A 16,539-nucleotide genomic window follows, 5' to 3' on the forward strand; every position below is an offset into this window, starting at 1 on the left:
CACCCACCGGCGGCCCCACGGGCCCTCGGACCAGTTCGTCGTTCGCCACCGGAGGCAGATCGTGCATTCTCACCCCAACTCTCAGACCCACGGGGCAGCCACCCCTGCAGTGCCCACGCACGCAGCCGCCCCCGTGTCGGTCGACCCGGCACTCCTCGAAGAGATCCACCGCAGGGTCCTCTGGCTGTCGACGTCGATCATCCACCACGCCAACCGTGTCCGCCCCAACCTGAGCGGGCTCAAGGTCGGCGGCCACCAGGCGTCCTGCGCATCGATCGCGTCGATCATGACCGCACTCTGGTTCACGACGCTGACCCGCGATGACCGCGTGAGCGTCAAGCCGCACGCGGGTCCCGTCTGGCACGCGATCAACTACCTGCTGGGCGAGCTCGATGAGAAGCACCTCACGACGCTGCGCCAGTACGGCGGTCTCCAGTCCTACCCGAGCCGCTCGAAGGACCCGGTCCCGGCGGACTACTCGACGGGCTCCGTGGGGATCGGCGCGACGGCTCCGATCTGGGGCGCCGTGGCCCGCCGCTACGTCGACTCCGTGCTGCGCCCCGTCGGCAGCGGCCGGCAGTACTCGCTCGTGGGCGACGCAGAGCTGGACGAGGGCGCGATCTGGGAGGCCGTGATCGATCCCGAGGTCAAGCACCTGGGTGAGATCGTGTGGATCGTCGACCTCAACCGCCAGTCGCTGGACCGGGTGGTCCCCGACATCGCCGCCGGCCGCATCGAGGCGATGTTCGACGCCGCGGGCTGGCAGGTCCTGCCCGTGAAGTTCGGGGCGCTCCTCGAAGAGCTGTTCACCCGGCCCGGCGGTCCCGAGCTGCGCGCGCGCATCGTCTCAATGTCCAATCCGGAGTACCAGCGGCTGCTGCGGTGCGACCCGCAGGAGCTGCGCGACCGGCTGCCCGGCGACGGGCCCGACGGCGGTGCGGAGGCTCTGCGCGGACTCATCGAGACGCTCGATGACGTTACCCTCACCGCGGCGATCCGCAACCTGGGCGGGCATGACATCCCCACCCTCCTGGACGCCTTCGCCCGGATCGACGACACACGCCCCACCGTCATCATCGCCTACACGATCAAGGGCTACGGGCTGCCGAGCTCCGGGCATCCGCAGAACCACTCCGCACTCATCAGCCAGGAGGAGTACGAGGAGTTCGCCGTCCAGTCCGGCCAGGACCCCGCGAGCCCCTGGTCGCGCTTCTCACCGGACAGCGCCGAGGGGCGAGCCGTCGCAGAGGCAGCGCAGCGCCTCACCCGACCCGACTTCCCTCCGGCCCCCGAGCCGGAACCGCTCCTGGACCTGGGGCGCCCGCACCGCGGCACGTCGTCGTCCCAGGCAGCGCTGGGCCGGGTGCTCATGGACCTCAGCCGGCAGTCGCCGGACACCGCTCGTCGCGTCGTCACGGTGAGCCCTGATGTGTCGTCGACGACGAACCTCGGCGGCTGGGTCAACAAGGTGGGAGCGTGGAGCGCCTCGCAGGCTCCGAACTGGTTCGCGGACGACAAGGAGACGATCCTCCACTGGAACGAGTCCCCGCACGGGCAGCACATGGAGCTGGGCATCGCGGAGACGAACCTCGTGGGACTCCTGGGTGAGCTCGGTGCGACGTGGAGCCGCTGGGGCGAGCCGCTCTACCCGATCGGCGTCATGTACGACCCGTTCGTCAATCGTGCGCTGGAGCCGTGGACGTTCGGCATGTACGCGGGCGGCCAGTCGATCCTCGTCGGCACGCCGTCCGGAGTGACGCTCGCTCCCGAAGGCGGGGCGCACCAGTCGATCACGACCCCGTCGACCGGGATCGAGGTGCCCGGGCTGCTCGCGTACGAGCCCGCCTTCGCCCAGGACGTCGAGTGGACGCTGCTCCACGCGATCTCGCAGCTGGGCAGGCCCGGAGGCATGTCCTCCTACCTGCGGCTGACGACCCGTGGGATCGACCAGGAGCTCGCCGCGGTGCCCACGGACCCGGCGGCGCGTCAGCGGCGGCGGGAGCAGGCGGTCGAAGGCGGCTACCTCCTGCGGATCGCGGAGGAGCCGGCGGTGACGCTGGTCGGCATGGGCGCGATGATGCCGGAGGTCCTGACCGCCGCGGACCGTCTCGCTGAGCAGGGTCTGGCCGCGGACGTCGTGTGCGTGACGAGCCCCGGTCAGCTGTTCCGCGCGCTGCAGAGCGTGCGGCGACCGGACCAGCGGGCGGGGAGCTCGTGGATCCTCGATCAGGTGTTCCCCGCCTCGCGCGCCCGGCCGATGGTGACCGTGCTCGACGGACACCCGCACAGCCTGTCGTTCCTCGCGACGATCAACCGGGTCGAGCACGTCGCGCTGGGCGTCAGCGAGTTCGGCCAATCCGGCGACATCGGCGACGTGCACCGGCACCACGGTATCGACGCCGACGCGATCGTGCGGTCGGCGCTGGACGCTGCGCGACGGTGACGATGGGGGCCGGGTTGGCGACGGGGCCGGGCTCCGACTGAACCAGGTGCGGACGGGCCCCGGTACAGCCGGGGACGGGTTCAGCCGTCGAGGACGTGGGTCCTGATCGCCGCGCCGATCCGCCGCATGTGGTCCTCGACGACCACGCGGACGCCATGCGGACCGGTGTCGGCCTCCGGCGAGAAGTTCGCACCGACGGCGTAGGCCACTCCCCTGCGCGGACCGGTCACGAGTCCCGCGTCCACCCGGACTCCGGCGTCGTGGCCGGTCTTGTGCCTCAGGAGGACACCGCCGTCCGCCTCGCCGTGCGCGAGCGGATCGAGGTGGAGGCCGCCGGCGACCATCGACGCGTCGACGCCGGCTGACAGATGTGCCAGAACGCGGGCGGAGACCTCGCGGGAGACCGCCTCCCCCGCATGGAGCATCGCGAAGAGGCGCGCGATCTCCGCCGCCGTTCCGCACGAGGGAGCCCACGGGTGCGCGGGCGTCCGCTCGTCGCGGATCACGTCGAGGAACGCAGTGCTCGCGAAGCCGAGGGCCGCGGACAGTCTGCGCACAGCGTCCAGACCGCAGAGTGCCGTGAGAGCGTTCGTCGCGAGGTTGTCACTCACCGCACCGACGAGCAGGCAGGCGTCTGCGACCGTGATCGTCCGGTCGCGGAAGAGGTGGAGCAGCCCGGAGTCGGCGACCTCGTGTTCCGGCCGGATCGGCAGCCGCGCCACGGGGTCGATCCGCCCGTCGGCGATGCGGGCTTCGGTCTCGAGCAGCAGGAAGACCTTCGCGACGCTCGCCGTCGCGAGCACCCGGTCGGGCTCGTGCCGCAGCAGCGGGGCGCCCGTCCGCAGGTCGGTCACGTCGATCGACCAGGCGACCGGGCCCTCGGCGGCGGGTTCTGTGAGGTGCTCGAACGCGTTGTCCACGCGCCCAGCCTATGCGTGCGTGCGACCGCGATGCGTGGACGACCAATCATGGGTGCGTTCGCCCGTCGAGAGCGCAACATCCGGACCAGCCGGGCGGGCGGTTTCAGTGGGTCATCGCAACAGGTGGTCTGAGAGTACTTCGTAGGGAGTCGCGAATTCCAGACGCCGACGTGGTCGGCGGTTCATCTGATCGGCGACGTGGTCGAGATCGATCTGGCTGTGGACGCTGAGATCAGTGCCCTTGGGAAAGTACTGACGCAGCAGACCGTTGGTGTTCTCATTCGTCGCTCGCTGCCACGGCGAATGAGGATCCGCGAAGAAGATGTCGATACCGGCCATCTGCGCGATGCGTTGATGAGCGTACATCTCTGTTCCCTGGTCCCAGGTCAACGAGCGCTTGAGCGCCTCGGGCAACTCTGCGAGCTTGGACACCAGCCCGTCGGATAGCCCCTCGACGCGGTTCTTCGTCGGCTCCAGATGGACCAGGAGAAGGTAGTTCGAGTGGCGCTCCACGACCGTGCCGATCGCGGAGTGACCGTTCTTCCCGATGATCAGATCGCCTTCCCAATGGCCAGGAACCGATCGGTCCAAAGCCTCGTCAGGTCGGTCCCAGCGGAACATCGCACGCGTGAGGGGAAGCTCTACCTCTGCGCGGTCAAAGACGTCTACAGCAACCGGATCGTCGGGTACGCCGTCGATTCCAGGATGAAGTCCCGCTTGGCTGTGGCGGCGCTCAATGACGCTGTGGCCAGTCGTGGCAGGGTTTCCAGGGTGGCTGGGTGCGTGGTCCACTCCGATCGCGGCAGCCAGTTCAGATCTCGGAGATTCCAGCTGGCGCTGAAACATCACGGGCTGGTCGCCTCGATGGGCAGAGTCGGGGCAGCTGGGGACAACGCAGCGATGGAATCGTTCTTCGCGACGCTGCAGAACAACGTGCTCGACCGACGCACGTGGGGCACACGCGACGAGTTGCGGGCAGCGATCATTCACCGGATCGAGCGGACCTACCATCGCCGTCGACGACAGCGGCGGCTGGGTAAACTGACCCCGGTCGAATACGAGGCTGTTAGCCACGATGCCGTCGCTCTGGCGGCATAAACCCCTGAGTCAACTAAACCTTCAGCAGACCCCCTGGACCGAGAGGACCTACCACCGACGCCGCCGACAGCCCCGCCTGAGCCGATTGATCCCCATCGAATACGAGACCATCATGAACCCCACCGCGGCCCTCGCAGCCTGACACCCCAACTGTCACCTATCTGTGCGGCAGTCCCATCCTCCTGACCGTCGTGACGCTGGCGTACACATTGCTCGGCGGCACCGGTCTCACCTCGGCCACCGTCATCGGCGTGCTCTCCGGACTGGCGTGGGGACTGGGCTACTTCGGCCCGCCGCACATCGCCGTGCGGTTCATCGCGCTGCGGAAGCCCCAGGAGGCGGCGAGCGCCCGTCGGATCGGCGTCACCTGGCAGATCATCTCGCTGTCCGGCGCGGTCTTCGCGGGCCTCATCGGCATCGCGTACATCGAGCAACGCGGCATCGACCTGGGCGATCCCGAGGCCCCGATCATCGTGCTGAGCCTCTACTGGCAGAAGCTCACCAACTGGGGCGCGCTCGCCGCCATGGTCGTGGGCGCCGTCACCGTCTTCACCTGGAGCGCGGCAGAGGTCTCTGACACGGCGCTCGGAGAGCCGCAGATGAGATCACTGGCGCGCCGATAGACCCTCGCTGCACCATGACCATTATGGACAACTTGTACACGTTGAAACATGTCGGCATGACTTCGATCACCCAGTTCCGAGCGCGTCAGAGTGACTACATCGCTGCTGCGCAACGCGAACCGGTCGAGATCACGTCACGCGGCGTGGGAAGCCGCGCAGTCGTCGTGTCGCCGGATTTCTACGACCGCGCTGTGCAGGCGCTCGAGGAGCAGGCTGACATCCGGGCCGCGGCAGAAGCCCGAAATGAAACTGATCCGCGCACACCTCACGCTGACGTGATGGCCGAATTCGATCTCTGACCTCCGCTCGTGCAATACGAGATCACGTATTCGCAGTCGGCCCTCACGTCGTTGCGCAAGCTCGACCGGGTTGTCGCGCAGCGCATGGTGCTCGCCATCGGTCACCGTCGCGAGGTCTACCGCTGACAGCGGCCAGCCGCGCCCGTGCACGATCGACGTGCCCGATCGTGCCTGATAGACCACGTCCCCGCCCCATGGGCTAGAGTCGACGGCGAACAACAGACGCGGGAGCTCGGTGAACCGGGCTGAGAGGACGGCTGACTGGCCGTCGACCGCACGAACCTGTCCGGGTAATGCCGGCGAAGGGACAAGTCGATGCTCAGCACCACTGTCACAGCACTCATTCTCACCCTCACCCTGGCGAGCTTCTTCGTGGTGGGCCTGCGCACGGGCGCGGACCGATCCGTCGAGGAATTCGCCGTTGCCCGCGGCACCCAGTCCGGCGCGGCCCTGGGCCTGTCGTTCTTCGCCTCGGGCGTGGGCTCCTGGATGCTCTTCTCCGCCCCCGAGGTCGGCGCCACCGGCGGGATCGCCGCCGCCGTGGGCTACGGGGTGGGCGTCGTCCTGCCGCTCGTGGGCCTCCTGCTGGTGGGTGGCCGCCTGCGCCGTCTGCTGCCGGAGGGCTATGACCTCGCCCAGTTCGTCCGCCTCCGTTTCGGTCCCGGCATGCAGGGCTACGTCCTGCTCATCTCGATGCTCTACATGTTCACGGCGCTGGCGGCCGAGCTGACCGCCGTCAGCAGCGTGCTGGGCCGCATCTCCGACCTGGATCCCCGGATCGGCATCATCGCGGTCGCGGCCGTCACCGCCGCCTACACCGCGGTGGGCGGGCTGCGCGCCTCGATCGGCACGGACCGCTGGCAGTCGTGGCTGCTCTTCGCTCTCGTCATCGTCATCGGGGGGTGGCTGGCCCTGCGCGGCCTGGGCCTGCTGGAGACCGCACCCCTGACCACCGCCGAGGCCGGGGCCAGCACCCCTGCCCTGCCCGCCTCCGCATTCCTCACCGTCGACTGGACCGGCATCGAGGCCGGTGTCACCGTCGCCATCGCGGTCACCGCGACGACGCTGTTCCACAACGGCTACTGGCAGCGCGTGTGGGCCGCCCGCGACCTCACCGCACTGCGCCGCGGCGCAGTCCTGGGATCGCTCACCCGCTTCCCCATCGTCGTCGCCGCCGGGTGCGTGGGCATCGTCGCGACAGTCCTGGGTCTGGATCCCGGGTCTCCCCCGGCACCGTTCTTCGCGCTCGTGGCGGGCGGGCCCACGTGGCTGCTCCTGGCGATCCTCGTGCTCACGCTCACCCTCATCGCCTCAACCGCGGACACGCTGCAGAATGGCATCGCTGCCGCGATCGCCGTGCGCGCGCCACGACTGGGAGTCGCGGGGGCGCGCGTCCTCACAGTCATCGCGACGCTCATCCCCGCAGCGATCGCCTTCCAGGGGTTCTCCGTCCTGCGGCTCTTCCTCATCGCGGACCTCTTCTGCGCCGCGACCCTGGTGCCAGTCCTCCTGGGGCTGTGGAGCCGCACGACGCGGACGGGTGCGCTGACCGGCGCGGTCGCGGGTCTCGTGTCCGCTGCCGGGTACGGGCTGGTCGTCACCGGATTCGACCCCGCGAGCGCGCTGGCCGTCACGACGTTCGCGGACGGGCTGACGCTGGGGCCGTTCGCCGCCGCGCTCCTGGGCTCGGGGCTCGTCACGCTGGTGCTGAGCCTCCTCACCCGACCCGCATCTCCAGCACAAGGCGACACGCGCACGACCACACCCGCCGCAGCCGGCCTGCTCGATCGCTGAACGAGAGGATTCCACGATGACGACAGCCTCGTACTCCACGAGCCACGACACTGCCGATCTCTCAGCACTCGATGCGGACATCCTCGCCTTCATCCAGTCCGAGGAGCCTGACCCCGCCACGTTCGACGCGCTGGCGCTGCGGCTCTTCGCCCATCAGTTCGAGGCCAACCCCGCGTATCAGCGGTACTGCCGCAGCCGGAAGGCCACACCCGACCGGCTGCGGCACTGGAGTGAGATCCCCGCTGTGCCACTGACCGCGTTCAAGCGCCTCACTCTCACGACCGTCCCAGAGAAGGATGCCGCCGCCGTCTTCATGACCTCTGGCAGCACCGACCCCGCCAGCCGAGGCCGCAACCACCACCGGCACCTGGCGCTCTACGACGCCTCGCTCCTGCGCGCCTTCCGCGACCAGTTCCTGCCGGAGCAGAGCGGGCTCGCAGACGATACCGCAGCGGGTCGCGACCGGATGCGCATCGTCGTTCTCAACGCACCACGGGGTCAGGCGCCGCATTCGTCGATCGCGCACTTCTTCTCCACCCTCGTCGAGCATCGGGGCACTCCCGACAGCCTCCACCTCGTGAGCGAGGACGGACTCGACGTCGACGCAGCTCTGAAGGCCTTCGCGCACGCCCAGGAGACCGGCGAGCCGTTGGCAGTCCTGGGCACGTCGTTCTCCTTCGTCCACCTCCTCGACGCGATGGCCGACGCGGACAGGACGTTCCAGCTCCCTGCACGCTCCCGTGTCCTGGACACCGGCGGCTTCAAGGGGAAGTCGCGCGAAGTGACGGCCGAAGACCTGCGCCAGGCGTTCCGCGGTCGGCTGGGCGTGCCGGAGGATCACTGTGCGAACTACTACGGCATGACGGAGATCAGTACCCAGTACTACGACCGCACGCCCCTGGGCACAGGTCCGGCAGACCGAGCGCACGCCACCCCCGCGACGGACTCCGACGCGTCCACAGCCGCTACGACGGCCCCGGCCGGCGACGAAGCCCCGGGCGAGCGCGCGAAGATCGTCCCCCATTGGGCGCGCCTGGTCGTGGTCGATCCGCTGACACGCACGCCAGTCCCCCACGGCGAGCCGGGCCTGCTGCTGCACCTGGACCTGGCGAACGCGAGCTCGTGCCTGGCCGTTCTGTCTGACGATATCGGCTGGGCGGTCGGCTCCGATCCGACAGCCCGCGCCCACACCTCACCAGGACTGGGAACTGCGGACGTGGTCCTGCGCGGCCGAGCCGCAGGGGCAGAGGCCCGCGGGTGTTCACTGGCACTGGACGAGGTCCTCAGTGCCAATCGCGCCCCGGCCGTCCCGCCCTCCCGCCCATGACCCTCGACGTCTCCTTCCTCCCGCAGCTCACAGACGCGGAGCACAGTGCCCTCACGTGGACGACATCCACGCGCGGAGGCGTCGCGCTGCAGGCGCCGGAACCCACCCCGGCGCTCGTCACCACTCTCACCGAGCGACTGCGAGATGCCCAGCAAACTCACCTGGCTGACCGTCCTGTGCTCGATATCGTCGACGCCCTGGGCCGCGTCCAAGCACTATGGGCGAACCCGGACTTCTCCCTGCGGCGCACGGCGGAGGACGCACTCCCCCGCCTCACCGGGTACGCGCCGCTGCATGTGCGCCGCACCCTGCGCGACTACCTCACGACGTTCCGCCGCGATCGGCTCCTGCGGTTCCTGGCACAGGACTTCCCGGATCCGGGCGTCCTCGACGGCTTCCGCCCCTCTCCGGCCGGTGGTCGCCGCCGAGCCCGGGGTCCCGCCGTCCTCACGCAGGTCTTCGCGGGCAATGTGCCCGGTCTGCCCGCCTGGGATCTGCTCTGCGGGCTGCTCGTGAAGTCCGCGTCATTGGGCAAGCCCGCCTCCGGCGAGCCGCTGTTCGCCTCGCTCTTCGCCCGCTCCGTCGCCGAGGTCGACGCGAGCCTGGCCTCCTGCCTCGCCATCCTGCCGTGGCCCGGTGGGGACGACGCGATCGAGACCGCCGCGTTCGCCGGGTCGGATGCCGTCGTCGCGACGGGATCGCGGACCGCACTCGCGGATTTGCGCACCCGCGTACCCGCAGGCATACGACTCATCGAGCACGGCGCGACGGTGAGTGTTGCGGTCCTCGCCGCCGAGGCCCTGCGCACCGACCGCTTCCAGGAGACCGCCCGCAGGCTCGCCCGGGACGTCGCCCACTACGACCAGCAGGCCTGTCTCTCCCCACACGTCGCGTACATCGAGACGACTGCATCGGACACGGGCGTCCCCGTCGACGTGTTCGCCGCGGCTGTCGCGACGGAGCTCGCAACGATCGAGCGCCGCAGTCCGCGCGCACCGCTCACACTCGAGGAGGCCGCAAGCTGGGCGAGCGCGCGAGAGGAGACAGAGTTCGCCACCTGGGACGACGAGTCACGCTCCCTGCTGACTGCCGGCGACGACTCCCCGTGGGCTGTCACGGTCGAGCCCCTCGATGCACCATTCCAAGCGTCCCCGCTGGGACGTTTCGTGCGCCTCATCCCCGTGACCGAACCGGCGGCGATCGGTCGCGGCCTGGCCGGGGTGACGCGCATCGTGCAGTCGGCAGGCCTGGCCTGCGCACCGGCCAGGACGGAGGCGTTCGCAGAGGTGCTGGCGGCATCCGGCGTGGATCGAATCGCCGCGCTGGGCCGGATGGGAGCGCCAGCAGCTGGCTGGCACCACGACGGGCGACCGGGGCTGGGCGACCTCGTGACGTGGACGGACCTCGAGCCATCCGTAGATGTGGAGCTCGACCTCTACGACCCGGACGACCGGTCCGGCGGATGACGGCAGCGCTGACGACAACACGGCTGACGGCCACCGCGAGTCTGGCGGGGCCGCTGCGCGCATGGGACGTATAGGAGACAGAATGCTGGGAACCAGTCGGATGCTGGAGGGGCGGACGGCGCTCGTGACCGGCTCGGGCCGCGGGATCGGGGCGGCCATCGCTCGCGGTCTCGCGCAGCACGGAGCGGATGTCGCGATCAACTGCCTGCGCGACACGGAGTCCGCCCAAAGGGTCGTCGCGGATGTCGAGGCGGCAGGCGGTCGCGGGATCGTGATCGCTGCGGACGTGACGGATCCGGCCGCGGCGAGGCGACTGGTCGAAGAGACCCGAGAGCAGCTGGGGCCAATCGACATCGTGGTCCACAATGCGCTGGCCGGATTCCAGTTCGATCCCCGGGGACGGCGTGCCGCGTGGAATCTGAGTGTCGAGGACTACACCGCGCAGGTGAACGCGGCGGTGGGTGCCGCGCACGCGGTCACGCAGGCCGCGCTGCCTGACCTCACGGGGCACGGGCGCGGGCGCATCGTGTCCGTGCTCTCCGACCTCATCGAGCGTCCGGGCGTCCCCTACCCGGAGTACGTGACCGCGAAATCCGCGCTGCTGGGGTGGTCGCGGGCAATGGCCGCAGAGCTGGGGCCGCTGGGGGTGACGGTCAACTGCGTGGCGCCGGGGCTGGTGCCGTCGACCGGTGCCGCGGTGGGCACGGACGATCAGCTGCGGGACGGGCTCGAGGCCGCCACTCCCCTGCGTCGACTGGCCGAGCCCGAGGACGTGGCCGGCGCCGTGCTGGCGTTCACCTCAGACTGGTTGGGCTTCGTGACCGGGGCGTGCCTGTTCGTCGACGGAGGACTCGTCATGCGGTGACGGGGCGTGCACGACGACGGACTCTGCGACCTGCCTGGTCGATGCCGCCTTCAGTACTCCGGCAGGTGCGGTGCGACGTCGCGCACCCAGGCGAGGACTCCCCCGTCCAGGTGGCGCACCGTCTCCTCCCGGTACGCGAAGTTCGGCTGGAGACGCGCCAGCGCTCGTGCCGATCGACCCCCGGACTTGCAGTGCAGGACCACTGGCACTCCACGGGCCTCTGCCGGCAGTGCCTCGATCCCGTGGTCCAGCAGTGCGTCGAGTGCGACGGGGACAGCACCGGGGATGCTGACCAGGCGGCGCTCCCAGTCCTCGCGCACGTCGATGAGGGCGAACTCCGCACGCCCCGCAGCGCGCCGGTCCAGCATCGCTGCGAGCTCACCTGCGGTGACCGCATCGTCCCTCGCCGCCGAGGTCGTCTCCGCTTCCGCTCCCGGCTCACCCGGTGCTCCCGGCGCTCGCTCGCACGCACCAGGGCCGTCCGCGTCCAATGTCCCGTCGGACACTCGCGTCACCGACGGGGTCGCGGGGTCTGCGACGACGCGCAGCTCGCGCCACGTCATGGCGAGCGCGTCGTGGAGGAGCAGCCGCCCCACTAGCGGCTCCCCAATCCCGGTGAGAAGCTTGACGGCCTCGGCCGCCATGACGGAGCCGATGGTCCCCGGCAGCATGCCCAGTACGCCACCCTCCGCGCAACTGGGGACCTCACCTGCGGGTGGCGGCTCCGGGTGGAGGTCGCGGTACGTGGGACCGCGGCCGGACCAGAACACGCTCACGCGCCCCTCGAACCGCAGGATCGATCCCCAGACGCACGGAACCTCTTCGAGCGCGCACGCGTCAGAGACGAGGTACCGGGTTCCGAAGTTGTCCGCCCCGTCCAGGACGAGGTCGTAGCCCGCGACGATGTCCCGGGCGTTCTGGGCGTTCAGCCGCACCGGGTGCTGCTGGACCGCGACGAGCGGGTTGAGGCGGGCGAGCGCCCGAGCAGCCGATTCCGTCTTCAGGTCGCCCACGTCCTCGACCCCGTGGAGGACCTGCCGCTGCAGGTTGGAGACGCTCACGCGGTCGTCGTCGACGATCCCGATCGTCCCCACCCCGGCGGCAGCGAGGTAATGAAGGACGGGCGCTCCCAGTCCGCCAGCTCCGATGACAAGGACGCGGGCGTTCTTCAGCCTACGCTGGCCGGTCTCCCCCACCTGTTCGAGGGTGAGGTGGCGGGAGTAGCGCTCGATCTCCTCGACCGTGAGTTCCGGCCCCGGCTCGACGAGCGGAGGCAGCGCACTCGACTGCACGGTGGCGTTCACGGCTGCCCCACCTCCGGCCAGTCACCGCGCGGGATCCCGCCGACGGCCGCGTTCGCGTCGCCCGTCGACCCCACAGCGCCGATCGGATCGATGAGCCCGTCCGCGGGCGATGACGCCAGCGCATGCCTGCGAGCGGGTATCCGCCCCGCCTGCGCGGCCAGCCGTCCCGCCTGGACCGCGGCCTTCATCGCCCGGCCCATGAGGACCGGATTCTGCGCGCGGGTCACCGCGCTGGCGAGGAGGACTGCATCGCAACCCAGTTCCATCGCGAGCGCCGCATCCGAGGCCGTCCCGATCCCCGCGTCGAGGATGATCGGCACCTGCGCGCGGGAGGCGATGAGCTCGATGTTGTGCGGGTTGAGGATGCCCAGGCCGGTGCCGATCGGCGCGCCCAGCGGCATGACCGCGGTGGCTCCCACGTCCTCGAGCCGCTGCGCGACCACGGGGTCGTCGGAGGTGTAGGCGAACACTGTGAAGCCCTCCGCCACCAGGCGTTCCGTCGCATCGATGAGTTCGACGGCATCGGGCAGGAGCGTCTCCTCGTCGGCGATCACCTCGAGCTTCACCCAGTCCGTCTCCAGGGCTTCGCGACCCAGCTCTGCGGTGAGCAGCGCGTCGCGTGCGGTGTAGCAACCGGCGGTGTTCGGCAGGATGCGGATGCCATTGCGCTCCAGCAGGGCGAAGAGCGAGTCGCCGGCCTGCTTCGAGTAGCGCCGCATCGCGACGGTGGTGAGCTCTGTGCCGGAGGCCAGCAGCGCCTCCTCGAGGACGCTCAGAGAGGTGATCCCGCCGGTGCCGGTGATGAGGCGTGAGGTGAGTTCGACACCGTCGATGGTGAGCGAGTCCCCGGTGTCCGTGGGGATGTCCGCCGTCGTCTGAGTCGCCATCGTCACGGCTCTCAGCCTCCCTGCATCGCGGTGATGATCTCGACGGTCTGGCCGTCGACCAGGCGCGTGTGCTGCCAGCGGCTGCGCGGGACGACGGTGGAGTCGAGGGCGACGGCGACACCCAGGCGCCCGCCGTCCGCCGGTGTGCCGTCCGCAGTGAGCGGTCGATCGATCGTCTGGGCGACGAGGTCCAGGAGTGAGGCGTCATCCTCGATCGGATGCGCGGCCCCGTTGACGGCGAGGGTGGGCATGAAAGGTCCTTCCTGAGCGGTGTCCAGGGTCAATCTGTCGGGTGGAAGCGGTACGGGTCGGTGGTTCGCAGGACGCCTGTGAGGTCGGGCCCCCGAGAATCACCGGTGACGAGCGCCGCGGCCGCATCCGCGAGCAGAGGTGCGAGGAGCACTCCGTGCCGGAAGCCGCCGGTCGCGAGGATGAGGCCGGGTGCCTCGGCACCATCGCCGTCGCGCAGTCGTCCCAGCAGCGGCACGTCATCCGGGGTGCCCGGCCGAGCACGGGCCATGACCTCGACCAGTTCCAGGTCGCAGACCGCAGGGACGAGCGTCTGGGCATCACGGAGCAGTCGGTACACACCGCCCGCACTCGCGCCCGCCAGGTCGTCCTCGCGCGAGGTCGCCCCGATGACGATCTCGCCGTCGGCCCGCGGCACCAGATAGACCGGCACACCGTTCACGACGCCGCGGATCGTGCGCTCGAGGAGCGGCGCGGCGCCGTCCGGCAGCCGCGCGCGGAGGATGTCGCCATGCACCGGTCGCAGCACGGCCGCCGGGGAGGCGGGCAGGCCGGCGAACAGGTCGCTGCCCAGGCCGGTCGCGAGGATCGTGTGCCTCGCGGCGATCCGGGAGCCGTCCGCCAGCTCGACTCCCCCGCCGTCGTCACACAGCCGGACAGCCGCCTGCGTGACGAGCGTGGCGTGCGCGCGATGCTCCCGCGAGGACAATGCCGCAATCAGACCCGCCACCAGCCTGCGCGGGTCGACCTGGTGGTCGCCCACCGCACGGAAAGCCCCCGCCAACCGGGGAGACAGTGCCGGCTCCAGCGCGCGCGCCTCACGGACCGTGAGCGCGTCGACCTCCATCCCGTGCGCGTTCTGGTGCTCGCGGAGCTCGGCCAAGCCCTGCCGGTCCGCTGGGGTGCCGGCGCACACGAGGGTCTCCGTCCGGCGGTAGCCCACGTCGTGGCCCGAGGCCGCCTGGACTCCGGCGACGAAGTCCGGGTAGTTGGACGCGGCCTTGCGCATGAGCGGGTACAGGGCGTGCTGCTGGTACTGGACCTCACTGGCCGGGGCGATCATCCCCGCCGCGGCACGGGAGGCCGCTCCTCCCGGGTCCGGGTCGACGATCGAGACGGACAGTCCGCGCTCACGCAGACGCCAAGCTGTGGCGAGGCCGATCACCCCCGCGCCGACGATGACGACATCGCTGCGTGGCGCATCCGGGTGCGACGGTTCCACTGCTCTCATCCTTCCCTTCGGCGGCATGACCCGCATCAGGTTCGACGGTCGGCGCTGGGGCCCTCTCAGCCCCGTAGGGCTCCCGCAGAGTTCGCGATCCCCACGAGTGCGTGCATCGTCGTGACTACACTCGTGGATCGTGAGCCATCATACAGACGCCCCCGCTGGGGAGGACGCGCAGGCTAGGGCCGCGCGCATCGCCACCGCTCGCCTCTACCTGTGCACGGATGCTCGCACCGGCCCCGGAGATCTGGAGAGCTTCCTCCACGCCGCGTACGCCGGCGGCGTCGACATCATCCAGCTGCGCGACAAGTCGATCGGCACCGCCGATGAACTCGCAGCACTGGAGATCCTCGCTCGTGCGGCTCGCGCGCACGGGAAGCTCTTCGCGGTCAACGACCGCGCGGACGTCGCCTCCCTCATCGGCGCCGATGTCTTCCATGTGGGCCAGCAGGACCTCACCCCCGCCCAGGCCCGCAAGCTGCTGGGCAACGAGGTCGCCATCGGCCGGTCGACGCACACGGTCGAGCAGGCCCAGGCGGCACGGCTCGACCCGGACGTCGACTACTTCTGCACCGGGCCGATCTGGGAGACCCCCACGAAGCCGGGCCGCAAGGCCACCGGACTGAGCTTCGTCGAAGACGTCGCACATGCGGAGAATAACGATGCAGACCGCGTCACCAACGAGGACCCCGCGAAGCCGTGGTTCGCGATCGGCGGGATCGACGAGCAGCGTCTGCGCCAAGTCCTGGACGCCGGCGCACAGCGGATCGTCGTCGTCCGGGCGATCACCCAGGCCGACGACCCGGAAGCCGCCGCCCGCCGCCTCCGCGCAGCCCTTCGGTAGTCACGACTCCAGCCACGCACAGTCGCAGTTCGCTCCGGCGACAGTGCCTCCATTCAGCGGGACGCGACACTCACGACGTGGAATGGTTCGAGGCCTCCTCCTCGCGCTCAACTGAGCGAATCCGTCGTCGGTTGTCCGGACAAAACCCACAATGCGATTCACTCACCGGAGTGATGAAGCAGAAAGCGGCTCTTCGTAATTGAGGGTGTACAGCCTGGTGCCGGGGATCCGTCCGTGTCGCTGCCGGGGTAGACGTCGAGGCCTCCCTGAAGATGGAAGTTCTCACACTCTCCATCCGGAAGACCTCGACATGGGCAAGCCTAGCTTCACGACCCCCGATCTTGACGCGTTCTGCCTCCTCGACACCCACGCCGTGACTATCACAGGACAAGCTATCGATGTCGATCAAGCAGTCTTGGAGTGCCGCGCCACCACCGACGATCCCGACTCCTGGTGCCGAGAATGCGGCACGGAAGGCGTCCCCCGCGGAACCGCGGTGCGCAGGCTTGTCCATGTCCCGCTCGGCTGGCGACCCACGCTCCTGCACGTGCGCGTCCGCCGCTACCGGTGCCCGACCTGCGCACGCGTCTGGCGGGAAGACCTCACCCGGATCGCCGCACCGCGGGCGAAGCTGTCAAGGTCGGCGGTGCTGTGGGCGCTGAAATGCCTCGTCATCGACAGGATGTCCATCAGCCGCATCGCTGCGGGCCTGGGCGCAGCGTGGCACACCGTCAACACCGCGATCCTCGCCACCGGCCAACAGCTGCTGGTCGATGACCCCAGCAGGTTCGACGGTGTCCGGGTCCTCGGGGTCGATGAGCATGTGTGGCGGCATACCCCGTTCGGCAGCAAGTTCGTCACTGTCATCATCGATCTCACCCCGATCCGCGACAAGACCGGTCCCTCCCGCCTGCTGGACATCGTTGAGGGCCGATCGAAGAAGGTCTTCAAGACCTGGCTGGCCGCCCAATCGCAGACATTCCGTCACGGTATTGAGGACGTCGCGATGGATGGCTTCGCCGGCTACAAGTCAGCCGCGGCCGAAGAGCTGCCCGACGCCACCCCGGTTGGCGCGTAGCGTCGGTTGGTACGGATAGTCCACGTACCTGGTACTGGTGCTCGGTGGGAGTGGTACTGGCCCCGAGCGTGTGCTCGGGGCCGGCACCTGTCGTCCTGGCGGCTACTCCCAGTAGCC

At 69.7% G+C, this 16,539-nt stretch carries 14 protein-coding genes, 2 pseudogenes and 2 riboswitches; of the genes and pseudogenes, 10 read left to right on the forward strand and 6 right to left on the reverse strand.

The window, feature by feature from the left end; genetic code table 11:
• Positions 1 to 109: 109 nt before the first annotated feature.
• Positions 110 to 2,443 (forward strand): transketolase C-terminal domain-containing protein, encoded by a 2,334-nt coding sequence (locus BSP109_RS13205; protein WP_101601218.1) that lies wholly within the window; start codon positions 110 to 112, stop codon positions 2,441 to 2,443.
• A gap of 80 nt (positions 2,444 to 2,523) precedes the next feature.
• Here the strand turns inward: BSP109_RS13205 and BSP109_RS13210 are convergent, their stop codons facing one another.
• Both BSP109_RS13210 and BSP109_RS13215 read right to left on the reverse strand, forming a co-directional pair.
• Positions 2,524 to 3,363 carry a serine hydrolase gene (locus BSP109_RS13210; protein WP_101601220.1) on the reverse strand — a complete coding sequence of 280 codons (840 nt, stop codon included), beginning with the start codon at positions 3,361 to 3,363 and terminating at the stop codon, positions 2,524 to 2,526.
• 111 nt (positions 3,364 to 3,474) lie between these two features.
• On the reverse strand, positions 3,475 to 3,984 hold the full coding sequence (locus BSP109_RS13215) for an IS30 family transposase (RefSeq protein ID WP_101601221.1): 510 nt from the start codon (positions 3,982 to 3,984) through the stop codon (positions 3,475 to 3,477).
• Here BSP109_RS13215 and BSP109_RS13220 point away from each other — a divergent pair.
• The 7 genes and pseudogenes from BSP109_RS13220 to BSP109_RS13250 form a co-directional block, all read left to right on the forward strand.
• A pseudogene (locus tag BSP109_RS13220) lies at positions 3,979 to 4,461 on the forward strand (DDE-type integrase/transposase/recombinase); the annotation flags it as partial. The gene BSP109_RS13215 and the pseudogene BSP109_RS13220 sit on opposite strands and share 6 nt — an antisense overlap.
• Before the next feature lie 191 nt (positions 4,462 to 4,652).
• A complete protein-coding gene (locus BSP109_RS13225) occupies positions 4,653 to 5,084 on the forward strand; it encodes a hypothetical protein (RefSeq protein WP_257944694.1) in 432 nt (143 codons plus the stop codon).
• Positions 5,085 to 5,107: 23 nt separating this feature from the next.
• On the forward strand, positions 5,108 to 5,383 hold the full coding sequence (locus BSP109_RS13230) for a type II toxin-antitoxin system Phd/YefM family antitoxin (RefSeq protein WP_308297916.1): 276 nt from the start codon (positions 5,108 to 5,110) through the stop codon (positions 5,381 to 5,383).
• Positions 5,384 to 5,600: 217 nt separating this feature from the next.
• Positions 5,601 to 5,708, forward strand: a riboswitch (TPP riboswitch).
• The gene (locus tag BSP109_RS13235; protein WP_101601240.1) at positions 5,699 to 7,177 is read left to right on the forward strand and encodes a sodium:solute symporter; all 1,479 of its coding nucleotides are present in this window, start codon (positions 5,699 to 5,701) and stop codon (positions 7,175 to 7,177) included. Its footprint overlaps the riboswitch before it by 10 nt.
• Positions 7,178 to 7,193: 16 nt before the next feature.
• Positions 7,194 to 8,504 (forward strand): hypothetical protein, encoded by a 1,311-nt coding sequence (locus BSP109_RS13240; RefSeq protein WP_101601227.1) that lies wholly within the window; start codon positions 7,194 to 7,196, stop codon positions 8,502 to 8,504.
• Positions 8,501 to 9,970 carry an acyl-CoA reductase gene (locus BSP109_RS13245; RefSeq protein WP_101601229.1) on the forward strand — a complete coding sequence of 490 codons (1,470 nt, stop codon included), beginning with the start codon at positions 8,501 to 8,503 and terminating at the stop codon, positions 9,968 to 9,970. The genes BSP109_RS13240 and BSP109_RS13245 overlap by 4 nt, the downstream gene beginning before the upstream one ends.
• An 82-nt stretch (positions 9,971 to 10,052) precedes the next feature.
• A complete protein-coding gene (locus BSP109_RS13250) occupies positions 10,053 to 10,835 on the forward strand; it encodes an SDR family oxidoreductase (protein WP_101601230.1) in 783 nt (260 codons plus the stop codon).
• A gap of 50 nt (positions 10,836 to 10,885) precedes the next feature.
• Here BSP109_RS13250 and moeB read toward each other — a convergent pair whose 3' ends face one another.
• The 4 genes from moeB to thiO all read right to left on the reverse strand — a co-directional run bounded on the left by moeB (position 10,886) and on the right by thiO (position 14,506).
• Positions 10,886 to 12,139 carry a molybdopterin-synthase adenylyltransferase MoeB gene (moeB, locus tag BSP109_RS13255; RefSeq protein ID WP_101601232.1) on the reverse strand — a complete coding sequence of 418 codons (1,254 nt, stop codon included), beginning with the start codon at positions 12,137 to 12,139 and terminating at the stop codon, positions 10,886 to 10,888.
• Positions 12,136 to 13,026 (reverse strand): thiazole synthase, encoded by an 891-nt coding sequence (locus tag BSP109_RS13260; protein ID WP_101601241.1) that lies wholly within the window; start codon positions 13,024 to 13,026, stop codon positions 12,136 to 12,138. The genes moeB and BSP109_RS13260 overlap by 4 nt, the downstream gene beginning before the upstream one ends.
• 11 nt (positions 13,027 to 13,037) lie before the next feature.
• The gene (gene thiS, locus BSP109_RS13265; protein WP_101601234.1) at positions 13,038 to 13,277 is read right to left on the reverse strand and encodes a sulfur carrier protein ThiS; all 240 of its coding nucleotides are present in this window, start codon (positions 13,275 to 13,277) and stop codon (positions 13,038 to 13,040) included.
• A 29-nt stretch (positions 13,278 to 13,306) separates the two neighbouring features.
• Positions 13,307 to 14,506, reverse strand: coding sequence for a glycine oxidase ThiO (gene thiO, locus BSP109_RS13270; RefSeq protein ID WP_101601236.1), 1,200 nt, complete (start codon positions 14,504 to 14,506; stop codon positions 13,307 to 13,309).
• A riboswitch (TPP riboswitch) is annotated at positions 14,493 to 14,593 on the reverse strand. Its footprint overlaps the gene before it by 14 nt.
• A 43-nt stretch (positions 14,594 to 14,636) precedes the next feature.
• Between thiO and thiE the strand changes: the two genes are divergently transcribed.
• Both thiE and BSP109_RS13280 read left to right on the forward strand, forming a co-directional pair.
• Positions 14,637 to 15,344, forward strand: coding sequence for a thiamine phosphate synthase (gene thiE / locus BSP109_RS13275; protein WP_101601238.1), 708 nt, complete (start codon positions 14,637 to 14,639; stop codon positions 15,342 to 15,344).
• A gap of 310 nt (positions 15,345 to 15,654) precedes the next feature.
• Positions 15,655 to 16,413, forward strand: a pseudogene (locus BSP109_RS13280) (ISL3 family transposase); the annotation flags it as partial.
• Positions 16,414 to 16,539 lie beyond the last annotated feature (126 nt).

The sequence above is a fragment of the Brevibacterium sp. Mu109 genome, from assembly GCF_900169375.1.
Lineage (GTDB): Bacteria > Actinomycetota > Actinomycetes > Actinomycetales > Brevibacteriaceae > Brevibacterium > Brevibacterium yomogidense_A.